General features: G+C 61.1%; 22 protein-coding genes. 9 read left to right on the forward strand and 13 right to left on the reverse strand.

Going from position 1 to position 26,123, the window contains the following annotated elements; translation table 11 throughout:
* Nucleotides 1-11: 11 nt before the first annotated feature.
* The 5 genes from K5658_RS14200 (at nt 12) to K5658_RS14220 (ending at nt 5,205) form a co-directional block, all read left to right on the forward strand.
* Entirely contained in the window at nt 12-1,016 is a 1,005-nt protein-coding gene (locus K5658_RS14200; protein ID WP_221063778.1) for a type II secretion system F family protein, read from the forward strand.
* Nucleotides 1,017-1,107: 91 nt separating this feature from the next.
* Complete coding sequence (gene glyQ / locus K5658_RS14205; protein WP_221063779.1) at nt 1,108-2,031, forward strand: glycine--tRNA ligase subunit alpha; 924 nt, start codon at nt 1,108-1,110, stop codon at nt 2,029-2,031.
* Nucleotides 2,024-4,099, forward strand: coding sequence for a glycine--tRNA ligase subunit beta (glyS, locus tag K5658_RS14210; RefSeq protein ID WP_221063780.1), 2,076 nt, complete (start codon nt 2,024-2,026; stop codon nt 4,097-4,099). Before glyQ ends, glyS begins: the two co-directional genes overlap by 8 nt.
* Nucleotides 4,100-4,111: 12 nt before the next feature.
* On the forward strand, nt 4,112-4,516 hold the full coding sequence (locus K5658_RS14215) for a RusA family crossover junction endodeoxyribonuclease (RefSeq protein ID WP_221063781.1): 405 nt from the start codon (nt 4,112-4,114) through the stop codon (nt 4,514-4,516).
* On the forward strand, nt 4,513-5,205 hold the full coding sequence (locus K5658_RS14220; protein ID WP_221063782.1) for a hypothetical protein: 693 nt from the start codon (nt 4,513-4,515) through the stop codon (nt 5,203-5,205). The genes K5658_RS14215 and K5658_RS14220 overlap by 4 nt, the downstream gene beginning before the upstream one ends.
* A 39-nt stretch (nt 5,206-5,244) precedes the next feature.
* Here the strand turns inward: K5658_RS14220 and K5658_RS14225 are convergent, their stop codons facing one another.
* The gene (locus K5658_RS14225; protein ID WP_221066985.1) at nt 5,245-5,973 is read right to left on the reverse strand and encodes a phosphoadenylyl-sulfate reductase; all 729 of its coding nucleotides are present in this window, start codon (nt 5,971-5,973) and stop codon (nt 5,245-5,247) included.
* Between the two features lie 173 nt (nt 5,974-6,146).
* The gene (locus K5658_RS14230) at nt 6,147-6,575 is read right to left on the reverse strand and encodes a hypothetical protein (protein WP_221063783.1); all 429 of its coding nucleotides are present in this window, start codon (nt 6,573-6,575) and stop codon (nt 6,147-6,149) included.
* A 320-nt stretch (nt 6,576-6,895) separates the two neighbouring features.
* On the opposite strand from K5658_RS14230, the gene K5658_RS14235 reads away from it, so the two are divergent.
* Nucleotides 6,896-7,234, forward strand: a complete 339-nt coding sequence (locus K5658_RS14235; RefSeq protein WP_085213392.1) for a small metal-binding protein SmbP — start codon at nt 6,896-6,898, stop codon at nt 7,232-7,234.
* Nucleotides 7,235-7,473: 239 nt separating this feature from the next.
* Here K5658_RS14235 and K5658_RS14240 read toward each other — a convergent pair whose 3' ends face one another.
* A complete protein-coding gene (locus tag K5658_RS14240; protein ID WP_221063784.1) occupies nt 7,474-8,139 on the reverse strand; it encodes an FRG domain-containing protein in 666 nt (221 codons plus the stop codon).
* Nucleotides 8,140-8,223: 84 nt separating this feature from the next.
* Here K5658_RS14240 and K5658_RS14245 point away from each other — a divergent pair, with 84 nt between their 5' ends.
* Entirely contained in the window at nt 8,224-9,552 is a 1,329-nt protein-coding gene (locus tag K5658_RS14245) for a transposase (RefSeq protein ID WP_221063785.1), read from the forward strand.
* Here K5658_RS14245 and K5658_RS14250 read toward each other — a convergent pair whose 3' ends face one another.
* The 3 genes from K5658_RS14250 to K5658_RS14270 all read right to left on the reverse strand — a co-directional run bounded on the left by K5658_RS14250 (nt 9,553) and on the right by K5658_RS14270 (nt 14,614).
* Complete coding sequence (locus K5658_RS14250; RefSeq protein ID WP_221063786.1) at nt 9,553-9,798, reverse strand: FRG domain-containing protein; 246 nt, start codon at nt 9,796-9,798, stop codon at nt 9,553-9,555.
* 76 nt (nt 9,799-9,874) lie between these two features.
* Nucleotides 9,875-13,903: a ribonucleoside-diphosphate reductase subunit alpha gene (locus tag K5658_RS23600; protein WP_425515859.1), complete on the reverse strand. Its 4,029-nt coding sequence runs from the start codon at nt 13,901-13,903 to the stop codon at nt 9,875-9,877.
* 186 nt (nt 13,904-14,089) lie between these two features.
* A complete protein-coding gene (locus K5658_RS14270) occupies nt 14,090-14,614 on the reverse strand; it encodes an OmpA/MotB family protein (protein ID WP_221063787.1) in 525 nt (174 codons plus the stop codon).
* A 321-nt stretch (nt 14,615-14,935) separates the two neighbouring features.
* Here K5658_RS14270 and K5658_RS14275 point away from each other — a divergent pair, with 321 nt between their 5' ends.
* Complete coding sequence (locus K5658_RS14275) at nt 14,936-16,087, forward strand: AI-2E family transporter (protein WP_221063788.1); 1,152 nt, start codon at nt 14,936-14,938, stop codon at nt 16,085-16,087.
* 173 nt (nt 16,088-16,260) lie between these two features.
* On the opposite strand, the gene K5658_RS14280 is transcribed toward K5658_RS14275, so the two are convergent.
* Complete coding sequence (locus K5658_RS14280; RefSeq protein ID WP_246628652.1) at nt 16,261-16,773, reverse strand: BrnT family toxin; 513 nt, start codon at nt 16,771-16,773, stop codon at nt 16,261-16,263.
* An 8-nt stretch (nt 16,774-16,781) separates the two neighbouring features.
* On the reverse strand, nt 16,782-17,399 hold the full coding sequence (rlmE, locus tag K5658_RS14285; RefSeq protein ID WP_221063790.1) for a 23S rRNA (uridine(2552)-2'-O)-methyltransferase RlmE: 618 nt from the start codon (nt 17,397-17,399) through the stop codon (nt 16,782-16,784).
* Nucleotides 17,400-17,443: 44 nt separating this feature from the next.
* Between rlmE and yhbY the strand changes: the two genes are divergently transcribed.
* Complete coding sequence (gene yhbY / locus K5658_RS14290) at nt 17,444-17,716, forward strand: ribosome assembly RNA-binding protein YhbY (RefSeq protein ID WP_221063791.1); 273 nt, start codon at nt 17,444-17,446, stop codon at nt 17,714-17,716.
* Nucleotides 17,717-17,735: 19 nt separating this feature from the next.
* On the opposite strand, the gene K5658_RS14295 is transcribed toward yhbY, so the two are convergent.
* From K5658_RS14295 to greA, 5 genes are all read right to left on the reverse strand, one after another.
* Entirely contained in the window at nt 17,736-20,543 is a 2,808-nt protein-coding gene (locus K5658_RS14295; RefSeq protein WP_221063792.1) for a response regulator, read from the reverse strand.
* Nucleotides 20,544-20,683: 140 nt separating this feature from the next.
* Nucleotides 20,684-22,711, reverse strand: coding sequence for a TOL_0244 family TonB-dependent receptor (locus K5658_RS14300; RefSeq protein ID WP_221063793.1), 2,028 nt, complete (start codon nt 22,709-22,711; stop codon nt 20,684-20,686).
* 160 nt (nt 22,712-22,871) lie between these two features.
* Complete coding sequence (locus K5658_RS14305) at nt 22,872-23,399, reverse strand: YfiR family protein (RefSeq protein ID WP_221063794.1); 528 nt, start codon at nt 23,397-23,399, stop codon at nt 22,872-22,874.
* Nucleotides 23,399-25,399, reverse strand: coding sequence for a TonB-dependent receptor plug domain-containing protein (locus tag K5658_RS14310; protein WP_221063795.1), 2,001 nt, complete (start codon nt 25,397-25,399; stop codon nt 23,399-23,401). Before K5658_RS14310 ends, K5658_RS14305 begins: the two co-directional genes overlap by 1 nt.
* Nucleotides 25,400-25,526: 127 nt before the next feature.
* Nucleotides 25,527-26,003, reverse strand: coding sequence for a transcription elongation factor GreA (gene greA / locus K5658_RS14315; RefSeq protein ID WP_221063796.1), 477 nt, complete (start codon nt 26,001-26,003; stop codon nt 25,527-25,529).
* Between the last annotated feature and the right edge of the window lie 120 nt (nt 26,004-26,123).

Genomic DNA, 26,123 nt, shown 5'->3' on the forward strand with positions numbered 1-26,123 from the left:
TAACACCCGCCATGGCCAAAACCTTCCGCCTCGACCAGCCCAAGCAACGCGCCGACCTCTATCTCCAACTCGCCGCCTTGGAACGGGCCGGCATCGCCCCGGCCCAAGCCGTGGCGATGCTCGATCCACCCAAGACGGAAGACTCGGATCAACTACTCCAACTCCTGCGGTCCCGGCTGGAACGCGGGGCCGATTGGGTGGAAACCGGGCGGCGCTACGGGCTGTTCACCGAATTCGACGCCGCCTTGCTGGGCGCGGCGGCGGCGACCGGCAGCCTGGCCAGCGCCTATCGGCAATTGTCCGACCACTACGACGCCCAGGCGCGGCGGCGCGGCCAAATCCGGGCGCGGCTGGCCCTGCCGGTCGCGGTGCTGGTGCTGGCGGGTTTGATCCAGCCCTTGCCGGAACTGGTATTGGGCCGGGTCGATGGCCTGGGCTATCTCAAGCTGGCCTTGCTGCCCTTATTGCAGATGGGCCTGGGCGCTTACGCGCTGTTCAAATTCCCGACTGGGTTCCGGGGCGGGGCTTTGTCGCCGTTCCGGGCCGGGTTCGATAGGCTGCTGCTGCGCCTGCCCAAACTGGGTCGCTATGAAATGCGGCGCAATCTGCGGGACTTCTGGTCCAGCCTGGCCTTGCTGTTGGAAGCGGGCGTGCCGATGCTGGACGCCTTCCCCAAAGCGCTGGGCACCGTCGATAACCTCGTCCTCCGCGCCCAACTGGCCCCCGCCGAACGCACGCTGAAACGCGGCGGCGACCTCGCGTCGGCCCTGCGCACCCTGCCCTGGCCGGGACCGCCGGAAGCCCTGTCCTTCGTCGCCACCGGCGAGGCCAGCGGCGAACTCCCCGCCCTGCTGCGCCGCTACGCCGGACAGGAAGCCGAGCGCGTCGCCCGCTTCGACGACGCCCTGGCCGAATGGCTGCCGCGCCTCGTCTATGGCGCGGTCCTCGCCATGATGGCCGCGTCCATCCTGGGAAGCGGCGCGTTCATGCCCAGCGCCGCCCTTTCCGCCCTTTGATTTCCAGCCGTTCCGGTCCCCGCTGGGTATCGGCGATTCCGGCTATAATGCCCGGCTTCGTTCAACCACCCGCAAGCTTCAAGGGGCCAGCGTGAACACCCAAAAATACGATGTATCCACTTTCCAGGGCTTGATCCTGGCGCTCCAGGATTACTGGGCCGCGCAGGGTTGCGTGATCCTCCAGCCGCTAGACCTCGAAGTCGGCGCGGGTACCTTCCATCCCGCGACCTTCCTCCGCTCCATCGGTCCCGAGCCTTGGAACACCGCCTATGTCCAGCCTTCCCGCCGGCCCACCGACGGGCGCTACGGCGAGAACCCCAACCGGCTCCAGCACTATTACCAGTTCCAGGTCATCATGAAGCCGTCCCCGGCCCATTTCCAGGAACTCTACCTGGGTTCGCTGGCCTTCCTGGGCTTCGACCTGCTGGAACACGATGTGCGCTTCGTCGAGGACAACTGGGAATCGCCGACGTTGGGCGCGTGGGGCCTGGGCTGGGAAGTGTGGTTGAACGGCATGGAAGTGACCCAGTTCACCTATTTCCAACAGGTCGGCGGCATCGATTGCCGCCCCGTCAGCGGCGAAATCACCTATGGGCTCGAACGCATCGCCATGTACCTGCAAGGCGTGTCCAGCGTGTTCGATTTGATCTGGGCGCGGGGGCCGCAGGGCGAGGTGACCTACGGCGATATCTACCACCAGAACGAGGTGGAGATGTCGGCCTTCAATTTCGAACACGCCGACACCGGCTTCCATTTCGACGCCTTCGACACCTACGAGCGCGAATGCAAGAAGCTGATCGCGCTCGACCTGCCCCTGCCCGCTTATGAAATGGTGTTGAAAGCCTCCCACGCCTTCAACCTGCTGGACGCCCGCCGCGCCATTTCCGTGACCGAGCGCCAGCGCTTCATCCTAAGGGTGCGCGATCTGGCCAAGGCCGTGGCCGAGGCCTATTACCAACGCCGGGAGAAACTCGGCTTCCCGCTGCTGAACGCTAGGAGCGCCAAAGATGACTGAGACCCGCGATTTGCTGTTTGAACTGGGCTCCGAGGAATTGCCGCCCAAATCCCTATCGAACCTGAGCCTGGCTTTGAAGGCCAATGTCGAGGCGGGGCTGGGCAAGGCGGGATTGTCGTATGGCGAAGTGCGGCCCTACGCCACGCCGCGCCGCTTGGCGCTCGTCATCCAGGGTTTGAGCGTGGCCCAGCCCGACCGCGAAGAAGAACGCCGCGGCCCCGCCGTCAACGCCGCCTACCAGCCCGACGGCTCGCCCAGCAAGGCGCTGCAAGGTTTCCTGAAAAGCTGCGGCGCGACCCCCGAGCAACTCATCACCCTCCGCACCGACAAGGGCGAATGGGTGGCGTTCCGCCAAACCGTGCAGGGCGGCTACACCGCCGATCTGATCCCCGATATCCTGCGGCAAGCCCTGGCCGGTTTGCCCATCGCCAAGCGGATGCGCTGGGGCGATGGCAGCGCCGAATTCGTAAGGCCGGTGCATTGGGCCGTGTTGCTGTTCGGACGGGAAATCATCGACACCGAAATCCTGGGCGTCCGCACCGGGCGGGAAAGCCGGGGCCACCGTTTCCACCATCCTTCGCGCCTGATCCTGGAAAAACCCGCCGACTACGCCGACACCCTGCTGGATCCCGGCCATGTGGTCGCCGAATTCGCCGCCCGCAAGCGGAAAATCCAGGCGCTGGCGGAAGAAGCCGCCGCCGGGGTCGGCGGCAAGGCCCATATCGAGCCGGATTTGCTGGACGAGGTCGCCGCCCTGGTGGAATGGCCGGTGCCGGTGCTGGGCGGCTTCGACGCCCGCTATCTGGCCCTGCCGCCGGAAGTCCTCATCACCACCATGCAGGCCAACCAGAAATATTTCCCGGTCAAGGACAAGCACGGCGGCTTGCTGCCCTATTTCATCACCTTCGCCAACGTGGTCAGCACCGCGCTGGACACGGTCAGGGCCGGTAACGAACGGGTGGTGCGCCCGCGCCTGTCCGACGCCGAATTCTTCTGGAACCAGGACCGCAAGCGCACGCTGGAAAGCCGCGCCGAAGAACTGGCCCAAATCACCTTCCAGAAAACCTTGGGTTCGATGCTGGCGAAAACCCAGCGGGTGCGATCCCTGGCCGCCTATATCGCCGGGAAGCTCGATACCGAAAGCGCCTGGGTGGAGCGCGCCGCCCTGCTCGCCAAGGCCGATTTGCTGACCAGCATGGTCGGCGAATTCCCGGAACTGCAAGGCACCATGGGCCGCTACTACGCCCTGGCCGAAGGCGAACCCGAGGATATCGCCGCCGCCATCGAGGAGCAATACCTGCCCAAGGTCTCGGGCGGTGCCCTGCCCGAGAGCCGCACCGGCTTGATGCTGGCCCTGGCCGAGAAGATCGACACCCTGACCGGCATTTTCAGCGCCGGCTTGATCCCGACCGGCGATAAAGACCCCTACGCCCTGCGCCGTGCCGCCCTGGGCGCGATCCGCATCCTGATCGAGGCCAAGCTGGATTTGGACGTGCCGGATTTGCTGGATTTCGCGCTGGACCAATTCAGCCACGACTTCGAGACCGAGCAGGCGCGGGAGAACGTCCACGGTTTCATGATCGAGCGTTTACGCGGTTATTTCCTGGACCGGGGCATCAAGCACGACGAATTCGAGGCGGTGCTGGCGGTATGGCCGTCGAGCCTGCTCGATTTCGAGCGGCGCTTGCAGGCCGTGCGCGAATTCCGCCGCCTGCCGGAAGCCGAAAGCCTCGCCGCCGCCAACAAACGCATCCGCAACATCCTGCGGAAGGCCGAGGAAGAAACCGCCGCCAGCGTGGACGACCACGTCCTGGCCGAACCCGCCGAGAAGCGCCTGCTGGAAGCCGCCCGCCTCGCCAAGGAGGACGTGCTGCCGCTGCTGCGCGGACGCGACTACACCGGGGCGCTGCGGCGTCTGGCCCAATTGCGGGAAACGGTGGACGCCTTCTTCGATGGCGTGATGGTGATGGCGGAAGATGCCGAATTGCGCCGCAACCGTTTGGGGCTGTTGGGCATCGTGGAGGGTTTGTTCTTGAATATCGCGGATATTTCCAAATTGCAGGGATAAGCTGCGAAAACCATGCTGCCTTTCGAATACCTCATCGAAAAGCGTCCTGTTTCTTTACAGACCAGGAATAGGGAAAACCTCCAAGCTTGGAAAACTTTCGTGCGCTGCGAAGTCGCCAAGGCTTGGAGGGACAAGCCTCCGATCGCAGCGATGACTTTAAGGTTCACGCTGGTTTATCTATGCGATGACTCGCCCGCCGATACCGATAACATCATCAAGCCCATCCAAGACGCTTTGGTGGGCTTAGTATTCAAAGATGATAATTTGATTTCTGATGTGGATAGCCATCGCCGCTTTATCAGCGAAGGGATCGACATTAGCGTCTTGCCACCGTTATTACAGCGGGGTGTAGCGAGCGGCCTGGAGTGCGTTTATATCAAAGTCAGCCTTGCCCAACCGTTGGAGATTTATCTATGAATACCACCGCGCAAGCCTTCCATCATGAGTATGAACAAATCCGGTCCCTAGCGGAACAGTATACCGAGGCGGGCTTCCAAGTATCGATTGAACCCGATACCGGCGCGATTCCCTTCGATCTTGGCGATTATCGACCGGATTTTATCGCTGTCAAAGGCGGGACCGGGATTATCGTCGAAGTCAAGCCGAGTTCGGCCCGGATTTCCGTGGAAAGATTCCACGCCTTGGCCGAAGAAGTGGCCAAGCATCCTGGCTGGCGTTTTATACTGGTCACGCCCGACGATGTGGAATCGGATTCCGTGCCGGGATTGGCGGCGGATTTACCCGCTTGGCAGAAACTTATCGAAGGTGTTGGCCGGTCCCGGCATTTGATCGATGCCGGGGAGCACGAACCCGCTTTGTTATATCTGTGGGGTATTTTCGAGGGTGGTTTGCGTAAACGCGCTGTGGAGGCGGCCATCCCCGTGGAAAGGTTTCCGGTGCGGCGGGCGGTCGACCATATGTATTCGCTGGGGGAAATCTCGGTGAAGGATTATGACTTGGTTTTGGCCGCGCTCGCGGCCCGGAACCGGCTGAGTCATGGCGCTATCGCCGGATCGGATAGCCAAATAGTCCACGCACGGCTTGCGGAGGATTTCGGCCTTCTGGTTTCCAGGTTATTGGAAACTTGGCGGCAACCGGCGCATTGAAACCGCCCTCGACTATCCCCACCCCACCCCAGCGCCAACCTATCCCTTCACATTCCCGGCATGGAGCCCACACTCCTTCTTGCCGGCATCTTCCCACCACCAACGCCCCTCGCGCTCGTGCTGGTTCGGCAGGATCGGACGGGTGCAGGGTTCGCAGCCGATGCTGACATAGCCCCGGCGGTGCAGTTCGTTGAACGGCACATCGTGGGCCTCGATGTAATCCCAGACCTGGGACGAGGACCAATTCGCCAACGGGTTGAACTTGACCAGCCGCCGTTCCGGTCCCGAGAAGGCGGCGTCGATCTCCACCTCGGCCAATTCCTGGCGGGTTTGGTTCTGGTCGCGGCGCTGGCCGGTGATCCAGGCGTCCAGGGTTTCCAGCTTGCGCCGCAGCGGGGCGACCTTGCGGATGCCGCAGCATTCGTGGTGGCCGTCCTTATAAAAACTGAACAGCCCCTTGTCCTTGACCATCTGCCAGAGGGCTTGGCAATCGGGGAACAGCACCTCCAGTCGGATGCTGGGATAGCGCTCGCGGACGGCTTCGATGAGGCGGTAGGTTTCGGGGTGGAGGCGGCCCGTGTCCAGGGTGAACACGGCGATGTCGGGCCGGATTTTATGGGCCATATCGACCAGCACCACATCTTCGGCACCGCTGAAGGACACGGCGATGTTGTCGAACAGGGAGAGCGCGGTCTTGAGGATGGTGCGGGGGTTCTTGCCGACCAGGTCGGCATGGAGGCTGGCGATGTCGGAAGTCTCGAAACTCATGGGCATCAATGGGCGGGATTGCAAAGGGGCTTACCTTACCATAAGGCGGGAAGCGGACAAATTCGTTTGTGCGCTATGGATATTCGGCACCCATCCATATCGGGGGGCGCGGCGGAATATGCCGGAGTACCGGCTATTCCGCACCATGGACTGCCACGCGGTGTATCTAAAGACTATTTGCGTATACAAGTAGCGACCGCCCGCCACAAGCCATCGCCAGCGCTGGGCGTAGCGCCCCAGGTGCCTTCAAATCGATTGATCGTCTTGGCATTGCCGATGGCTTCGTCGGTATAATTACCCTTCCAAAAATATTGCTTCCCATTTAGTTCACCGCTGCGATAAACCTGGGTTAGGCTGCACGTATGGTCATTGCAATTGCCGTCTAGCAACGATTTGCCATAGCGATCCGTATATTCGCCATCGATTTCCCAACCGACCCCGGCTTTGCCCTTCCAAAATACATTCCAAGTAAACCTGCCCTTATTATTACTACCGAACGTCGACCAGCTGCCATCGTAGTCGCAAATCCATATCTCAGCCTGTACCGGAAGCGCCAACATTAAGCCCAGCAGCATCGTTATACTCGCTAATTTTTTTCGCATAATGATTTCCCTCATCGATCATATAATCGTAACTTATTTATATTACCCAACTTGTGACCAGGCGTTATCACAGCGCGCAACACCATCGAGCTTAGCACAAGTCCTAATGCCCACCAGGCTTGCCAAGCTGGTTTTTTCCATGCCTTGGCCCGCGTAGGGAAGAGTGACGTATTCCGCCGAAGTACCGGCCATTCCGCCCTACGGGCTACGGGCCAAATCAGTTGCCCGCTGTTTTTGGCTTTGCTTATTTTTCTAAAAAAGCCTATTCTGCGAAGGGGATATGGGTTTTCCATGTCTCCTTATTTTTCAAGGAACCCCACATGAAATTCAAAACCGCGATCAGGTTGTTATTGGTTTCCCTGCTGGCCTCCGCCAGCGCCGTCCACGCGGCGGGCGGCCCGATGAACGAAGACCTGTCGGCCATCGCCCCCTACGCCCAGAAAGCGCTGGACGCGGGCAAGCAAGGCGATTCCGCTGCGTTCGTCAAAGCCAGCCAAGACGCCTTGATCCAGGCCCAATCCAAGCCTTTTTCCGCCGCCACCCAAAGGATGGTGAGACAGCTGAAATCCGCCGTCACTTTGGGCAAGGAAGGCAAGGTCGACGAGGGTATGAAGGCGGTCGAGGAAGCCATGACCGATATGAAGAAGATCGGCGGTTAATAATTAGCCAAGGGCTTTCGCCGGGCGGGAGTCCGACGTTAGTCAGGGAATATGAAAAAGCGCGTGTGGTTTTGGAGCCATGCGTGCTTTTTTTGTTTTTGATACCGTAGGTCAGAATACACCGGGGTACCGGTTATTGTACCCTATGAACTGCAAGATAATCAACGATATTCTCCGGGATTTCGAGGGGGTCTGAAGTATCGCAAGAAGACTACTTGGATTATTGCCCATAGTGGCCTTTAGTAATCATCTATTTCAAAATGGAGATTGCAATGCCTTGATACGCCAATCAAATCAGGGTATAGAGAAGAATTATTAATATTTTCCTTACTATTCAATAGCCTAAGAAAACCATCGCGATCATCGCCAGGTATAATTAGTTTTATCAGCACATATTCATTACCATCTACATCTTTATAACACCGCTTGACAAGCTCATTCAGGCAAACACCGTTTGGTACATATGTAAAAAGACCACTTTGAGCGGCTAATCTTTTGTTTCCATTGTAACTTGGTTCAAATAACTCTACCTTTGACTCGCCAACCTTTAGCTTGTCAAGCTTTGTTTTATCAATGGCGTAAACAACACGCTCACCTTGTGAGGAATCAGGGTCTTTTTTAGGTTCAAAAGCAAAAAAAGCAGCAATAAGGGGCGAAGTTGTCCAATCTAATAAAGGCGTACCCAGTCCATAGTGTTGTCCTAAAGCCCACACCTCATTTTTTATGTTTATAAATGACTTGAAAAATTCAGGACGATCATCATGCATTCCTTGAATACTTTTTTTAAATCTCTCTAGGTGAGCTTCTATTTCCTCATCCGTAACAAATAGATCGGAAAACACAGAATACCTATCTTCTTCAATTAAGTCTTCGCCAATATCTCCACCACCTTTAAAAACAGCCATAGCTTTACTTAACCAGCCCTTTCAAACTGAAATAACCGATAGTATTATCGGCGCTCAACATACCAACACCAATAGTCGAGATCAATGCTAGAGCTATTCCGCCAGAAAATGCCCCTGTCCTGCCTGCTGCACGGCCTACTGGAACGCTGCTTTGCGGCGGAGAGGCTGGACAGGATTTTCCTGGAGAACGCGAAGGAGCAATACACGCGGGAAATCCTATTTTCGACGGTGTGCGACCTCATGCTGAGCGTGGTCCTCAAGGTCCATCCCTCGATCAACGCGGCCTACCAGAAACACCCGGAACCCCTGGGGGTAACGGTATCCGCGCTCTACGAGAAACTCAAGGGCGTTGAATTATCCGTGTCCCAAGCCCTGCTGCGCGATACCTCGGAAGACCTGTCGGATATTCTCGATGCCCTGGGTTTCACCCCCGAACCCTGGTTGCCGGGTTATCCGGTCCGCCTCCTCGACGGCAACTGTCTGGCGGCGAGCGAGAAACGCCTCGCCGTCCACCGCGAGGTCGGCGGTGCCGCGTTGCCGGGCAAGTCGCTGGTGGTGTTCGACCCGGAGCGCCGCCTGATGCGGGACGTGTTCCCTTGCGAGGACGGACATGCCCAGGAGCGCCGCCTGCTCGACGCCGTGGCCGGTATCCCCAAGGCCGGCGAACTGTGGATCGCCGACCGCAACTTCTGCACCGTGGGATTCCTCGACCGGCTCCAGGGCCGGAACGCCCACGCCTTGATGCGCTTGCACCTGAACCTGCCGCTGACCGAGGAAACCCTGTTTTCCCAGGCCGGGGAACAGGGCGGCGGGCGGCTTTTGGAAAAGCGGGTCGGCGTGGCCGGGCGGCCCTATCGCCTCGTCCGCGTCGAACTCGAACAACCCACCCGCGACGGCGATGCCTTCGTCGATATCCTGACCGACCTCCCGGCGGACATACCCGCCGCCACCGTCGCCGACCTCTACCGCAGGCGCTGGACCCTGGAAACCGCGTTCCAACACGTCGAAAAACATTTCAAGTCCGAGATCGAAACCCTGGCCTATCCCAAGGCCGCCCTGTTCGGATTCGCCCTGGCCCTGGTCGCCTATAACCTCTTCTCGGTCATGATCTCGGCGCTGGACTGCGCCCATGGAAAACCCGTGTCCAAGGATATCTCCGGGTATTATCTCTCCCACGAGATCGCCGCCACTTTCCTCGCGCTCATCCAACTCAGCGGGGTCGGCGACTGGCTGTTCGTCTCCGAACAAACCCCGGCGGAATTCGCCGCGTGGCTGCGCGAAACCGCCCGGAACATCCCGTTGCGTACCCTCAAAAAGCATCCGCGCGGCCCGAAAAAGCCCATCGACAAACCGCCCTACGACCCGAAACAGCCACATGTCTCGACATATCAATTACTTAGGAAGAAGAAGTAGTCACTTTGAAAGGGCTGCTTTACTTAACTTAATAAACCTTTTATTAACCCCAGCAAGATGCCTAGTTAAAGTTGGAATTAACTCCCAACTAGAATCACATTGACCACGAAATATAAAATTCGATGACTCCTTGAGGGAATTAGATAGCTCTAAATAATCACCCCAAGAGTCCAGCTTATGCTCTAAAAATCCATTCCTTGATGGAAGAAACTCGTCAATATTTAAATTCTTTTTAAGATTTTCCATATAACCCCCTAGTTTAAACTTGAAGCGCCCATCTCATGAGATGGGCACAAAACATGCCCACCCCATCGCTTATAACCTACTGACAAGCCTCACAAGTCGGATCATCCAACGAACACACCTTGGCCCCCTCCGCCGGCCTAATATCCGAAGCCGGTTCCATCAGCAACGCGCCCTCCCCGCTTTTCACCGCGTTCAGCTTGCCATCGAACGCCGTGCTTTTCTCGACATGGGTGGCTCCCAGCGTCCTCAGGTAATACGTGGTCTTGAGGCCGCGAATCCAGGCCAGCTTATAGAGGTTATCCAGTTTCTTGCCGGAAGGCTCGGCCATGTACAGGTTCAAGGATTGCGCCTGGTCGATCCACTTCTGCCGCCGCGAACCGGCCTCGATCAACCAACGGGCGTCCAATTCGAACGCGGTCGCATACATCCGCTTCACCGCCTCCGGCACCCGCTCGATCTTCTGCACGCTGCCGTCGTAATACTTGAGATCGTTGATCATCACCGCGTCCCACAGGCCGTGCCGCTTCAACTCGGCCACCAGGTACGGATTGACCACGGTGAATTCGCCCGACAGGTTCGACTTCACGAACAGGTTCTGATAGGTCGGCTCGATGGACTGCGACACCCCGCAGATATTGGAAATGGTCGCGGTCGGCGCGATGGCCATGGTGTTGCTGTTCCGCATCCCGACCGTCTTCACCCGCTCGCGCAAGGCGTCCCAATCCAGCGTGGCCGAGCGGTCCATTTGCAGATAACCGCCCCGCGCCTCCTCCACCAGCGCGATGGAATCGATGGGCAAAATCCCCCGGCTCCACAACGACCCCTCGAAGCTGGAATAACGGCCCCGCTCCTCGGCCAGATCGGTGGACGCCTTGATGGCGTGATAGCTCACCAATTCCATGCCGCGGTCGGCGAACTCCACCGCTTCCGGCGAGGCGTAGGCGATGCCCAGTTTATACAGCGCGTCCTGGAAACCCATGATGCCCAGTCCCACCGGGCGGTGGCGCACGTTGGAGCGGCGGGCTTGCGGCACGCTGTAATAATTGATGTCGATGACGTTATCGAGCATCCGCATGGCGGTGGAGATGGTTTGTTCCAGTTTGGGAGTATCGATTTCGCCGGATTCTGTGATATGCGAGGCGAGATTTATCGATCCTAAGTTACAAACGGCTATCTCATTTTCGTTAGTATGCAAAGCTATTTCAGTGCAAAGATTAGAACTATGCACCATTCCTACGTGCCTATTGCTATAACGCAAATTGCACGGGTCTTTGAACGTGATCCAAGGATGCCCCGTCTCGAACAGCATCGACAGCATCTTGCGCCACAACTGCGCGGCGGGCAGGCGCTTGAACAGGGCGATTTCGCCCCGGTCCACCTTGGCTTCGTAGTCGGTATAGCGTTTCTCAAAATCCGCGCCGGTCAGGTCGTGGAGGTCGGGGGTATCGCTGGGGCTGAACAAGGTCCACTGGCCTTCTTCCGCCACCCGCTTCATGAACAAATCCGGCACCCAGTTGGCGGTGTTCATGTCGTGGGTACGGCGGCGGTCGTCGCCGGTGTTCTTGCGGAGGTCGAGGAATTCTTCGATATCGAGGTGCCAGGTTTCGAGATAGGCGCAGACCGCGCCCAACCGCTTCCCGCCGTTATGGGCCAGGGCGGCGGCGGTCATATAGGATTCGTCGCCCTCGACCTTCAAGTCGATCACGAAGGGGCAAGGAGCCATCGGCTCCACTTTGCGGACCCGGCTGAATACGCAGCCTTGGTAGACGATCCAATTGCGTTTGGCGATGGCGCGGCAATCCACCAGTTCGGCGATTTCCGGCACGGCGGGAATCCGCAGGTCGTAGGCTTTGGTCACGCCGCTGAAGGCGATTTCCGAACCATCGGAACGACGGGCGGTATGGGCATTCTCGCGCTCCCGGTATTGCCCGGCGGCGGGGATGCCCATCCGCAGCAATTGATAGCGCAAGCCTTCCACCAAAGCGTGCGAGGTATTGGTGAAATAGATTTCCTTGCCCCGGCTGACACCACCATCGGTTTCCAGCAAACCCTTGATCAAGGCGCGGGCCTGGGGCAAAGGCAGATGGCTGAAACGGCGGCTGATGCGCTTACGGCCTTGGGCGTCGTAGAGGTCGTCGCGGGTGAACGGCAGGGTCGGAGCGCCAGCACCGACGATCCGGCCCGTGGTGCCATCCCGCACCGCGCCGGACCCGGTGGACCAGTGAATCTGGCCGTAAGTCTCGCCGCGACCATTTTCCCAGTAATGGACGCCGCGCCGCGCCAGATAAAGACGGACGAATTCCATATGTTCATCCCGCTCGGGATTACCGGAAACGCCCCATTCCTTACCATCCCCCGACATATGGCCGTCGCCCAGCAAAATGCCGTAGAGCCGGGCGTCGTCCTCGGTGAAGCCGTCCACCGGCAGCACTTCGGCGGGAATCACCTGCCCCACGTAATCGCCCTTGCGTAATTCACCGGCATCGATCCAAGCGGGACCAATCTTGCCCTTATCCAGCCAAGCCAGGGTGCGGGCGGCGGCTTGCTCCATCGGCACCCCGCGAATCGCCCAGAACGGATGTCCAGCGGTCACCCGCAAGGGTTCGACGCTGTGTTTTACATCCAAGCTGACCATCGGGTCGCGTTGGTTGTAAACCATCTTGTCGGTGACTTCCCGGTAGGTACCACTGATGCCCAGCACCAAATCGCCGATTTCGATATCACGGATGGCTTTGATACCGTCTGCAGAGAATATGGGAGTCTCGGGAGAGAAACATTGATTGACCGCGACCGCTGTATCGTTCGCCACCTTCAGGAACGGCACCACCCCCTGCGATTTCCCATTCGTCCCCTTGATATGCGCCCCCAAACCCCGCACGCGGGTCCAGTCGTTGCCCAGGCCACCGGCATATTTGGAGAGCAAGGCATTGTCCTTGATGGCCCCATAGATGCCTTCCAGGTCGTCCGGCACCGTGGTCAGGTAGCAGGACGACAACTGCGGGCGCAGCGTGCCCGAGTTGAACAAGGTCGGGGTCGAACTCATGAAATCGAAGCTCGACAGCAGGCGGTAGAACTCGATGGCCTTGGCCTCGCGGTCGATCTCGTTCAGAGCCAAACCCATGGCGACGCGCATGAAGAAGGCTTGCGGCAACTCGAAGCGGGTATTGCCGTGGTGGATGAAATAGCGGTCGTACAGGGTTTGCAGCCCCAGGTAGTTGAACAGCAGGTCGCGCTCCGGCTGGAGCGCCGCGCCCAGGCGGCCTAGGTCGTAGCGGGTCAATTCCGGCGACAAGAGTTCCAATTCCGCGCCGCGCTTGATGAAGTCGGCGAAATACTCCGGGTAGCGTTCCGCCATCTCGTCCTGGGTGGCCTCGGGCGCGCCCTGGCCCAGGAAACCCAAAGCCTCGCGGCGCAAGGTGTCGAGCAACAGCCGCGCCGTGACGTAGGAATAATTCGGCTCCTGCTCGATGCGGGTCCGCGCCGCCATCAACAAAGCGGCGGCCACGTCCTTTTCCGGTACGCCGTCGAACAGGTTGCGGCGGGTCTCCTCCAGGATCCAGCCGCCATCGACATCGGCCAGTCCACGGCAGGCTTCATCGACGATGCGGCCCAGGCGCACGCTATCCAGCGGCTTCTGACGGCCATCGGCCAGGGTGACGCGCAAGGCATCCCCTGCGGGCGGCTGTTCGTTGGACTTCTCGGCGCGGAGCCGGGCGTGTTCCTCGCGGTACAGCACATAGGCGCGGGCCACCTTGTGATGCTCGCCGCGCATCAAGGCCAATTCGACCTGGTCCTGGATATCCTCGATATGGAGGGTGCCGCTGGACGGATGACGCCGCGACAAGGCGGCGACCACCTGGGCGGTGAGGTCTTCCACCACTTCGTGGATGCGGCGGCTGGCGGCGGCGCTACCGCCCTCGACCGCGAGGAAAGCCTTGGTGATGGCGACGCCGATCTTGCCGGGGTCGAATTGGGTCACTTTGCCATTGCGGCGGATGACGCGCATCCCGCCGGGGCTGTCGGCGTGGGGTTCGGGAGTGTTGACGGGCATTTCGGGCGGGAGGGCATGGGCGGAAGGATGGTTCAGGCGGGTTTCGGACGGCATGGACGACTCCTGGGTCTTATTAAGGGTCGCCACTATAGAGTGTGGTAAAACCCGGAGTCAAGCACCATATCCTGTGGTCTATTGCGCGGAAAAATCCATATCCGCCCATTCCCCGGCAGCCGGCGGCGTCCGGGGGGCCATGCCCGATGGCCCCCCGGATCGATACCCAGGCAGCGGGGCCGGGGCTTAGTTCTGGGTGTAGATGGGCACCAAATCGATATCGATGCGCCGGTTCTCGGCCCGCCCCGACGCGGTGCTGTTATCGCCTTCGGGCTGGTACTGGCCATGGCCGGCCGCCGTCATCCGGCTGGGATCGATGCCCTTGCGTTGCAGGTATTCGACCACGCCGGCGGCACGGGCGGAGGAGAGTTCCCAATTGGTTTTGTACTTGCCCTTGAGGTGGTGGCCGACGGGCACATCGTCGGTATAGCCTTCGACTTCGATGCGATGGTCGGTGGCCTGCTGGAGGGTGGGTGCCAGCTTGTCGAGCAAGGCCCGCCCTTCCCGGCTGAGGTCGGCCCGGCCGGAAGGATAGAGGATGCTGTCCTCGATGGTGATCCGCAGCCGGTCCTTGAGTTGTTGTATTTGCACCTGATCCGACTGTAGCTCCGATTCGAGCTGTTGGTTCAGCTGGTGTTCGCGGTCGTAGGTTTGTTGCATCACGCAAGCGCCGAGGAGTAGGGACGCAAGCAATACGGCTGGCAAACGCATAGGGTGGCTCCTGTGTCAGTAGTGATTGGGCCGGAAGGCCATGGGGCCCCCGCCATTCCCCGCCGGACGCGGGCACGCGCCTTCGGAGCGGCAGAGGCCGCGTTATGTTATCGTTGCGACGGATAAAAGTCGGCCAGCGGGCGGGATTCGCAACCCCCTGCCGCCCGCGACGGGACCGATGGCATCCATCGCCGACCGCCCCCCATCGAAAAATAGAAACAAGGCTTCCACGCGGGCCGCTTCCGCCATGCTCCGGGATCGATCCCACGGCGAACGGCCCCACCCCGCAACGGAAGCCACGACAACAATAAGAAAACCGCTATGCAAACCCTGAGCGAATGGACCCACGATTGGATTAAGAAAGTGCTGCCCAATACCCAGGCGATTTCACTCGCGCTGCTGCTGGCCCTGGGCTTCGGGCTGGTGATCGGGCTGGGCAAGATGCTGATGCCGGTGTTCGCCGCCGGCGTGATCGCCTATCTCCTGGAGGGCATCGTCAAGGCGGGCGAGCGCCGCAAGCTGCCGCGGCTGGCCGCCGTGCTGGTGGTCTACCTGCTGTTCCTGGCCTTCGTGCTGTTCCTGCTGGTGGCGCTGCTGCCCCTGCTCTACCAGCAAAGCATGCAATTCATCACCCAGCTTCCGGCCTGGGCCAACAGCGCCCAAACCTTGATCATGGAACTGCCGCAACGCTATCCCGGCTTCATCACCGAGACGCAGCTGGTCGAGATTACCGCCACCATGCGCAAAGATTTGCTGAGCTGGGGCCAATCGATGCTGACCTACTCCTATTCCTCCCTGGTCAGCATCATCACCTTGACCGTCTACCTGATCCTGATGCCGTTCCTGGTGTTCTTCTTCCTCAAGGACAAGGAGCGCATCCTGGCCTGGTTCATCCAATACCTGCCCAGGGACCGCCACCTATCGGGCAAGGTCTGGGACGAGGTGGACATGCAGATCGGGAACTATGTGCGCGGCAAGTTCATCGAGGTGTTGGCGCTGTTGATCGCGAGCCTCGCCACCTTCGCCCTGATGGGGCTGAACTATCCGCTGTTGCTGGCGGTGTTGATCGGGCTGTCGGCCATCATCCCCTATGTGGGCGCGACCCTGGTGACTTTCCCGGTGGTGATCGTGGCCTTCTTCCAATGGGGCATGGGCGACGAATTCTGGTATTTGATCCTGGCCTATTCCATCATCCAGGCTCTGGACGCGGTGGTGTTGATCCCTTTGCTGTTCTCGGAAGTGGTGAACCTGCATCCGGTGGCGATCATCGTCGCCATCCTGTTCTTCGGGGGGATTTGGGGGTTTTGGGGGGTGTTCTTCGCGATTCCCTTGGCGACCCTGGTCAAGGCCGTGCTGAACGCCTGGCCGCGTTTGGGGGAAGAGGAGGATGCGGGCACGGCAACGGCCAGCCCGGAGATTCCAGCGGCGATGTTGAAGGGGCCGGATGCCTGGGTGGGGCGGCAGCGGCATTGAGGCGGGGGTTATCGAACACGGCGGCGGAGACTTTGCGCCGGGGCATTCCCGGTCCTCACCGCCAAATCCGACGGCTACGCGATAGCCCGATCCCGGCGAAACCCAAGGTTCTGAAACTGCCCAAGCAATCCCCGCCCAATAAAAGCCTCCGGGGCGCGAAGCTCCGGGGGCAGTCAAGCCGCCCTATGCGCCTCGGCGTAAATCCGCAACGCCACCGCCATCAACCGCTCGGCATCCTCGCCCTGGCTACGGAACCACGCCAAGGTATCGGCATCGATGGGCACCGCAACCCTCGATTGCGGCGCATCCGGCAAACGCAGCCGCGCCGTAGCGAAAAACTCCTCGGGCAAGGCCGGAATATCGGAAGTATCAATATCCGCATCGGTCATCGCGTCTATCCTAGACCAATCGGTTTTTGAGATATCGCTCATAACAAACCCGCTCATGCGAAAGCGCTTTACGCAAAGAAACCACCCGGATAGTGGTATCGTCAGGTTCGGTATAAACCACGACCCCACCCTACCATCCAAGCATCCGATTCCGACCCACCTATCCTCGCCATAATCTTCCCGCCGGTCGAGTCCCACACACATCGGCGCATCGAAAATCCGCGAGGCATCGGCAAAATCGAAACCGTGCTTGGCGATATTGATACTGTTCTTGTGGTCATCCCACTCGAAATTCATAGCCAAGTTCACTTCCGCGACCGCCCCACCAGATAAACCTCCGGGCTCCGGTCGCGCGAAGCCTTGGGTTTCCTGACCGTGACCTTGGCGAAAACCTCCCGCGCCGCCTTGACATAGGCGTCGAAATCCGGTCCCTGGAACAGCTTCACCACGAAACCGCCGCCGGGTTTCAGGAGTTCGCGGGCGGTGTCGAGCGCCAGCTCGGCCAGAACCATGGAGCGGGACTGGTCCACGGCACGGGCGCCGGTGGTGTTGGGGGCCATGTCGGACAGCACCACGTCGGCCAGTTGCCCGGATAGCTCGGCCCCGAGCTGGGCCAACACCGCCTCCTCGCGGAAATCGCCCTGGATGAACACCACCCCCGGCATCGCTTCCACGGGCAGGAGGTCGAGGGCTATAATTTTGCCGCTTTTGCCGATCCGCTCCGCCGCGTACTGCGACCAGCCGCCGGGGGCCGCGCCCAGGTCGATCACCGCCATGCCGGGCTTGAACAAGCGCTCCCGCTCGTCCAATTCCTTCAGCTTGAACACCGCCCGCGACCGATAACCCTGGGCCTGGGCCAGCTTCACATATTCGTCGGAAAAATGCTCGGACAACCAGCGTCCGCTGCTACGGCTACGCGCCATGGCGGCACCTGCCATCGTTTGAATCGTACATCGAGGATCACAACTTGAAATCGGATTTGAAGAAATTCCTGAAAGCCAAGGCCCACGCCCTGAAACCCGTGGTCATCACCGGCCACAACGGCATCACCCCGCCGGTGCTAAATGAAATCAACCTGGCCCTGGACCACCACGAACTCATCAAGGTGCGGGTGAACGCCGCCGACCGGGAGGAGCGGCAAATCATGGTGTCGGGGATATTGGAACAGACCGGCGCGGCCCTGATCCAGGCCGTCGGCCATGTGATCGTGCTGTACCGGAAGAATCCCGGCAAGCCCTGAGGGCACCGCCCCCGGCCCGTCATGGGCCGTGGAACCGGCCCAGTTCCTCCTGCAACGCCAAGCGGGTCGCGGCGTACAACTCCCGGAACCGCGACAACACCGCGCCGGAAGCTTCCCACCGGCCCGCACGGGCGTCGTTTTCCACCGCCAGGCAGGTTTCCGCCAATTGTACCGCCCCCACCTGGGCACTGGTGGATTTGAGATTATGCGCCGCGAACCGGACCGCTTCGGCATCGCCCGCCGCCCAGCCCCGTTCCAAGTCGCGCAGGAGGGTCTGCGAATTCTCCAGATAAAGCGCGACGATCCGGCGGACGAAGCTCTCCCCCCCGCTAGCCCGCATCCCCCGCAACCTGAGCAAAGCCGCCGCGTCCACCAAACCGTCCCCCCGCATCCTTGCGACCGCCGGGCTTTCCTCCGGAAACTCCCTCCCCGGCGGCGGGGACGGCGGAATCCATTTTTCGAGCATCCGGTACAACCCTTCGGCCGTGAACGGCTTGGCCAGATAGTCATCCATGCCCATGGCGAGGCAATGTTCGCGGTCGCCCTCGACCGCGTTCGCCGTGATCGCGACGACCGGAAAGCCCGGCAAACGGCCCTCGGCCTGGCGGCGGCGGATTTCCATGGTCGCGGCGTAGCCGTCCATTTCGGGCATCATGCAATCCATCAAGACCACATCGTAAACGCCCCGTTCGAGCGCGGCGAGCGCCTCCAGGCCGTTCCCGGCCACATCGACCGCGCAGCCGAACTTTTCCAGCATGGTCAAGGCGACCTCCTTGTTGATCTGGTTGTCCTCGGCCAACAGGATACGGGCATCGAGCCGCGGCATCGGCACCGTCCGGTATCCCGGCACCTTGCGGACCGAGTGGGGCGAGGCGACCGGTTCGGTCGCGAGCGCCTGGACCAGACTACGGCGCAGGCCACCCTTGCGGATGGGCTTGCAAAGATAGGCGGCGAAGCCGATCCGGCGCGCCTCCGCCGCCTCCCCTTGGCGCGTGGCCGAACTCAGCATCACCAACGGCAGCGCGGCCAGGGCGGGATGGGCCTTGATATAACGCCCCAGTTCGAGGCCATTCATCTTCGGCATGACCATATCGACCATGGCCAAATCGAAGGGATGCCCGGTTCCGGCGGCTTCCCGCAAAAGATCGATGGCCTGGAAACCGTCGGCGGCCAAACCCGCCTCCATGCCCCAGGACTCGACATAGCGCCCCAGGATATCCCGGTGGGTCGCGTTGTCCTCGGCGATCAACACCCGCCGCCCCTGCAACTCCATGGGCTGGGCCGGGGCGCCCGCCCCGGCGGGGTCGGCGCGGACCAGGGGCACGGTGAACCCGAAGGCGGCACCCCGCCCCAGGCGGCTTTCGACCTCGACCTTCCCGCCCATGAGTTCCACCAATTGCTTGCATATGGTGAGTCCCAACCCCGTGCCGCCGTACCGCCGCGTGGTGGAACCATCCGCCTGGGTGAACGCCTGGAACAAGCGCGGCAGCACGTCCTCGGCGATCCCGACCCCCGTGTCGCTCACCACGAAACGGATCGGCAACAGGTCGGCTCCGGCCTTCCCGTCCGGCCCGTCCGCGCAAGCCGCCTCGATGACCACCTCGCCCCGCTCGGTGAACTTCAAGGCGTTGCCGATCAGGTTGCTGAGCACCTGCCGCAACCGGGTGGGATCGCCCACCATCCGCTCGGGCAGGTCGGGGGCGATCCGGCAAATCAGCTCCAGCGCCTTGTTCTCGGCGCGTTCGGCGAACAGCTCGGCCACTTCCTCGACCAGAACGGGCAGGTCGAAGACCACCCGCTCCAGTTCCAAGCGGCCCGCCTCGATCTTGGAGAAATCGAGAATGTCGTTGATGATGGACAGAAGGCTTTCGCCGGACTTATGGATGATCTCCGCGTTGCGCCGCTGGGTATCGGTCAACTCGGTGTCGAGCAGGAGTTCGGTCATCCCCAGGATGCCATTCATCGGCGTGCGGATTTCATGGCTCATATTGGCCAGGAACTGGGATTTGGCGATATTGGCGGCTTCCGCCGCCTCCTTGGCGATCCGCAGGTCGGCGGTGCGGTTATCCACCTCCCGTTCCAGGTTGACGCGGTGAGCAGCCAACAACTGGTCGCGCTCCTGGATTTGATCCAGCATCCGGTTGAAGTCCTCGACCAGTATCCCCAGCTCGTCCTCGCCCTGTTTCGGCACCCTGAGCGAATATTCGCCGGTCAGGGTGATGTTGCGGGTGGTTTCCACCAGACGGTCGATGGGCTCGGTGATCTGCCGCCGCAGCCGGAAAATCAAGGCCAAGGCCGTGCCGAAGGAACCCGCCGTGGCCAGGGCCAACACCCCCAATTGCTGGACCAGGCTGAGCCACATGTCCACCAGGCTAGCGCGGACCCGGACCGAACCTATCGCCTCACCGCCCAGGGTGATCTGCCGCTCCAGGTCCAGCTCCGGCGACAGCCAGCCGCCACTGAGCGGCTCCAGCGCGCCCAGGGCGGCGGCGACCGTGACGATGGCCGGTCCCGGCGACACCGGGGCATGGTCGTAGCGGGCGAATTCCCGGCCCTCGCGGTCCAGTATCCAGGCGCTCACGATATTGGGCTTGGCGCTCAGGGCGCGCAGGGTTTCGGCCGCGCCATGGGAATCCTGGAACGACAGCACCGCCTGGCTATTGGCGGCGATCACCTCGGCCAGGGTCGTGACTTCCTGGCGGGTGGCCTGCCGCTCGCGCTGCACCACGATGACCGCGAAGGTGCAGAACACCAGGGTCAAGGCGATGGCCGTGGACAAAACCACGATGCTCCGGATTTTCGCGGCGATGGAGACGGATCGGGGCATGCTCAAAACTCTCCGATGACATAACGTGTGCGCTTGGGCCGCCGGGCCGATGCCACGGCGGCCGGATATTCAATTTTTTTGCCGGGACCGGTCGGCACCCACCCGGATATTTTTCATCCGCATGGCGGCCCCCCGTCCCTTCAAAACCGCCAGTCCAGCTGCAAATAAACGCTCCTGGGAATCTGGGTCGGCTTCGGCCCGAAGCCTTCCTGGATGAATTCGACATGGCGGTTTTCGAGCAGATTCTGTCCCACCAAGGCCAGCCCCACTTCCTTCCAGGGTTTCCAGGCCAAGCGGGCGTCCAGGGTGGCATAGGCATCGACCGGCTGGGCCATGCGCAGGTCGGGGAAGCCCGCGGTGATCCGGTCGACGTAGCGGAACCAGAGATCGAGCGAGACATCGCGCGGCAAGGCCACGCCGGAGCGCAACGTCAGCTGCTGTTGCGGGCTGCTCTGGGCTATCGCGGGCGGGCCATAGGGATCGGAACCACGCAGGTCCAGCTTGAGGAAGGTATATCCGAGCTGCACTTGCCAAAAATCCATGGGCTTCCAGTCCAACGCCAATTCCGCGCCATAGGATTCGCCCCCGTATTGGTTGGCGAACACTTCGTCGTTTTCGATGACGCCCTTGGCGAAATTCGGCGCGACGCGGGTGGTGGTGGAGCGGATCCGGTCGTAGTTGTTGTAGAACAGCGCCAGATCGGCGGTGAACGAGGGATCGGGCAGGAAGCGATACCCCAGTTCATAGGCCATCAGCACCTCGGCTTGCATATGATGATTGCCCAGGGTCCGCACCACGATGGGCAACCCGAAGGTTTCCGGCACCCCCGGCTCCACCAAGATCGTGATCCTGCCGTCGTTTTCGGCCCGGGTGGGAATCCTGACCGCGCGCGAAACCGCCCCCCACAGGGTATGCCGATCGTTGGGGGTCCAGGCCAAGCGGATATTCGGTTGTCCCTCGAAGCCAGTGAATTCGTTATGTTCGAATTTGGAGCCGAGGGTCAGCTTGAGTTCGCGCCCGGCCAGGGCGACCTCGTCCTGGACGAAGGCGCTGAAAAGCTGGCGGTCCTGGCTGGGGGAGCAGAAATAGACCGGGAACTGGTTGGAGAAACGGTCATGGTTCAGGCGGTAGCCCAATCCCCACACCACATCGTGCCCCTCCGCCGGAACGAAGCGATGTTGCAGTTCGAGATCGTACATATCCCGCTCCTGCACCACATAGCTTTCACTACGATAGGCATGGTCGTAATAGGCCTGGACGGTGATTTCGGAATCCGGCGCCAACGGCTTGCGCCAGCGGCCCAAGAGGTTGAATCCGGACATCCTCCCATAGTCCTGTCCATAGACCATCCTGGCGGGGTCCAGGCCGGGCTGGGAGATACGCTGATCGATATCCCCGGCATAGGCGTCCCCTTGCAGGGTGGCACCGCCGCCGTCCTCGGATTTGCGGTCCACGCGGAACCCGGCCTGCCCGCGGTTCCATTGGTCGCCGCTATCGGTCCCCTCGATGGTGGTGAAGCTGGCGCGGTTGAAGCCCTTGCCGTAGACCCGGCCATAGGTTCCTTCGCCCAATTTGCCCCCGTAACGGACCGCGCCGAAGCCCTGCTCGATGGACCCCCCGCCCAGGCTGAGCAAACCGCCCTGGGTGTCCCCGGCCTCCTTGGTCATGATATTGATGACGCCGTTCACGGCGTTCGCGCCCCACAAGGTCGCCCCCGGTCCCCGGATCACCTCGATGCGCTCGACATCCTCCAGCATCACATCCTGCATATCCCAATAAACCCCTGAAAAAGAAGGGGAATAGACCGTCCGGCCATCGATCAACACCAACAGTTTGTTGGCGAAGCGTCCGTTGAAACCGCGGGCTGAGACCGCCCATTTGTTGGAATCGATACGGGCCACCTCCAGGCCGGGCACCATCCGCAGGATGTCCGGCAGGCTGGTCGCGCCACTGCGGCGGATATCCTCCTGGCGCACCACGAAAATAGCGGCGGGGGACTGGGATTGGCGCTGGGGTTTTTTGCCGACGCTGGTGACTTCGAGCTTTATCAACTGTTCCAAGCTCATGTCCAAAAGCTCGCTGGTCTCCACCGCAGACGAGGTGCCGCCCGACAACGTCAACGCGAAGGGCAGCGCAAAAACCAGCGTCCTCTTGCAGATCAATTTCATATCGCCCAAGAACTCCCCCATCCCCCGGCGGATAGGCGGTGCGCCTCCCGCCCGCGGAAGCGATTGCCTGGAATCGGAACCCAGGCACGGCGCTTTCCGCGCCAAGGCGGCGAGGCCAAGGCAATCCGTCCTCCATAATAGCCGGACTGGCGGCTTTTGCTTAGCGGACATCTTTGGCCAACTTGAGCATCTGGGCGCTCAGCGAGAGGTTGGCATCGCGGGCGGCGGTGAGGTTGATACTGAAACTGACGCCATTGGGTTCCACCTCGAACACGACCATCACCCCCTTCCGCCAGGCATCCGGGCTTTCGCTCACCGTGAGGACGGGCGCGGACGCCAAGATGTCTATCCAATGGGCAAGCTGTTTGGAATCTGGGAAATTGAGATAGGCGAGTTGGCAGCCACGGGCCGCTTCCGGGGTGGCCGGATAGGTGATCTTCAAGGGCTTGTCGTGGAGCTTTTTCCCCGCCAAGGCATCCAAATCCTCCCCGAACCGGTTTTCACCCAAGATGCAGAAATCGAACGCCTCGTCGGGCAGGACGGGCCAAACCGTGAATTGGGCGAACTTATAAAGCAGCGCGACCTTCAACTGGCTCTCGGTCAAGGCCTCGACCCCCTTGGAAAGGTCGGTCACCGCGAGCAGCAGGCTCAATACCGACGCATATAAGCGCTTGACCAGCGGCTTCATCAGAACCGCACCGTCAGTTTGAGACGGAAACCGCGGCCATCCTGGGGGATGCTCTCCTGTATGAAATCCTCGCCGACCGGGTCGGCGTAGTGCGTGTTCCAAAGGTTATAAAGGCTGAAGGAAAACGCCACGTCCTTGATGGGTTCCGCGAGCGCCGTGAGGTTGGTCAGCACATAGCCATCGACCTTGCCGGACTTGGTATAGCGCCGACCGAAATAAAGGGTTTCCAAGCCCACCCGGTAGCCGTCGCCCCACAGCGGCGCGGAGACATGCAGCTTCGCCATGTTCTCGGGGGAATTCATCAGGGTCCGGCCCAGGCTTTCCGCATGTTGCAAGGAATAGCCGAGGGTGCCCCGGACACCGTTGGCGAAGCGCTGCTCGGCCTCCAGTTCCATTCCCAGCCCCTCGATGCCCTGCGCGTTCCGATATACCAGCACGCCATCGGCCGGATCGGTCACCTGGCCGATCAAGTCATCGATGCCGTACCGGTAGAAAGCCGCGCCCAAGCGGGTGGAGGGCGTCAGATAATGCTCCAGATCGAGTTCCAAGGTCGCGGTGTGCTCCGGACTCAGGTTGGGATTGCCCTTCTGGGTGATGTTGCCATCGTTATAGAAGCGCTCGTACACGTTGGGGGCGCGGAAGGCCGTGCCGTACAGCAGCTTCACCGTGGTGGTGTCCAGGGCCTGCCACACCAGCGAAACCCTGGGATTGGCTCTATGGCCGAAAGGGGTGTGGTCGTAGCGGGCACCGATCTGCAGGGTCAGCCCATCCCACAGGCCGAACTCGTCCAGCAAGAAAAACCCATAGCGGACGCTGGCATAGGTCTTATCCAGGTAAGCCGGGCCGCCGACATCGAAATTCCGCTGCGCTTGCAGGAAATTGTCCTGGAGTTCCAGGCCACCCATGATCCGGTGCCCTTGGAAGCCGGTGTGGGTCAGGCGGAGTTCGCCATCCCACCAGTCGCCCTCGCCGCGGTCCACATTCAGGACATACGGGTCGGCATAGGGATAATGCCCGACATAGCGATAGCGGTTATAGCCCAGCCGGGCATGGATCCCCCAATCCTCCGCGACCTCGTCGTCGAACTGTAGCGAGGCGAAGATGCGTTGATCGTCGGTGAAACTGGCCGGATCGTTGAAATGCTGGCCGAACGACCCGGTGGGAATGCCCTTGGTGCGGCTGGCATAGCCCGCCTCCAGCGACAACGCCTTGTAGGAGGCTTTGGCGAAGGCGTTTTGGCCGCGGTCATAATCCTGGCCGACGGACTTGCCGTGGTTCTGGTCCGGGGTATCGAGCTCGGGATAATAGAGGTGGCCCGGCCCTTCCCAATCAAAGCCGGTGGCGGACAGCAAGACCTCGGCACCGTTGTCGAAACGCTGGCCGAAGCTGCCCCTGGCCTTGTAGGCATCGAAACTGCCATAGCTGCCGGACAACTCGGCACCGTCCAGCGCATTGCCGCGCTTGGTGATGACATTGATCACGCCGAGGAAGGCGTTGTTGCCATAGACCGCCGAGCCGGGTCCGGGCGCGAATTCGATCCGCTCGACCAGGTCGATATCGAGTATGAAATCGTTGGCGAACAACGCGCTATCGTAGATGCTGTCGTTGATGCGCTCGCCGTCGAGCAAGAGGAGGATGCGGGAGTTGTAGTCGCCGGGCCGGTTGAAGCCGCGCACGCCCAGGTAGTTGTAGTTGCGGTCGTTGGTCAGGTAGGTGCCGGGCAGCATCCGCAGGGCTTCGCCCAGGGTCCTGAAACCGTAGGTCCGAATATCCTCGGCGGTGACGATGTGGACCGAGCCCGGCGCGGTCGCGGCCTTTTGGGAATATTTCGAGGCCGTCGAGACCCGCACATTCTTAGGGGCGGTCGAAAGCCCCGTACCGCTCAGTTCCTCCAGGCTGCGGTCCAGCGCGTCCGGGGCCTGGGCCAGGGCCGTCCCGCCCAGGCACAGCGCCAGCCCGAACAGCCAGCGCCCTCCCCGGCGTAAACACGGAGCGGCCATCGCCGCAAACGCCCCCCCAATCGGCATCCGCACAGGATTCCCCCATACCCGTTCGCGCCCTCATCCACGCGCAGCGCCCCGCTGGTGGCCACGGGAAGAACCCCGCCATGCCAGACGCCAATCCACCTCAAATATAGCGCACGGCGACGATATCGAATTCCCGCGTCCCGCCCGGCGCTTGCACCACGGCCAGGTCGCCTTCCTTCTTGCCGATCAGGGCGCGGGCGATGGGCGAAGTCACCGAAATCATCCCGGCCTTGATATCGGCCTCGTCCTCGCCGACGATCTGGTAGGTCACTTCGTCGCCGGTGTCGGCGTCGGCCAGATCGACCGTGGCCCCGAACACCACCTTGCCATGCGCGTTCAGAGAGGTCACATCGATGATCTGGCAGTTCGACAGCTTGGCCTCGATCTCCTTGATGCGGCCCTCGGTGAAGCTTTGCTGCTCGCGGGCGGCGTGGTATTCGGCGTTTTCCTTGAGGTCGCCATGGGCGCGGGCCTCGGCGATGGCCTGGGTGATCCTGGGGCGCATCACGCTTTTGAGGTGGGTCAATTCTTCGCGCAGCTTTTCGGCCCCGCGCAGGGTCAGCGGTACTTTTTGCATGGTGGGGATTCCCGGTGGTTTGATCTAAGGAGGAAGGGTGGCTTCGATGGAGCCACCGCTAGGGCGGAAGTTTTTCATGACAAGGGCGCGAATGGCAACGGCGGAACCGGCCATCCGCGC

Origin of the sequence: Methylomagnum ishizawai, assembly GCF_019670005.1 — a bacterium.
Lineage (GTDB): Bacteria > Pseudomonadota > Gammaproteobacteria > Methylococcales > Methylococcaceae > Methylomagnum > Methylomagnum ishizawai.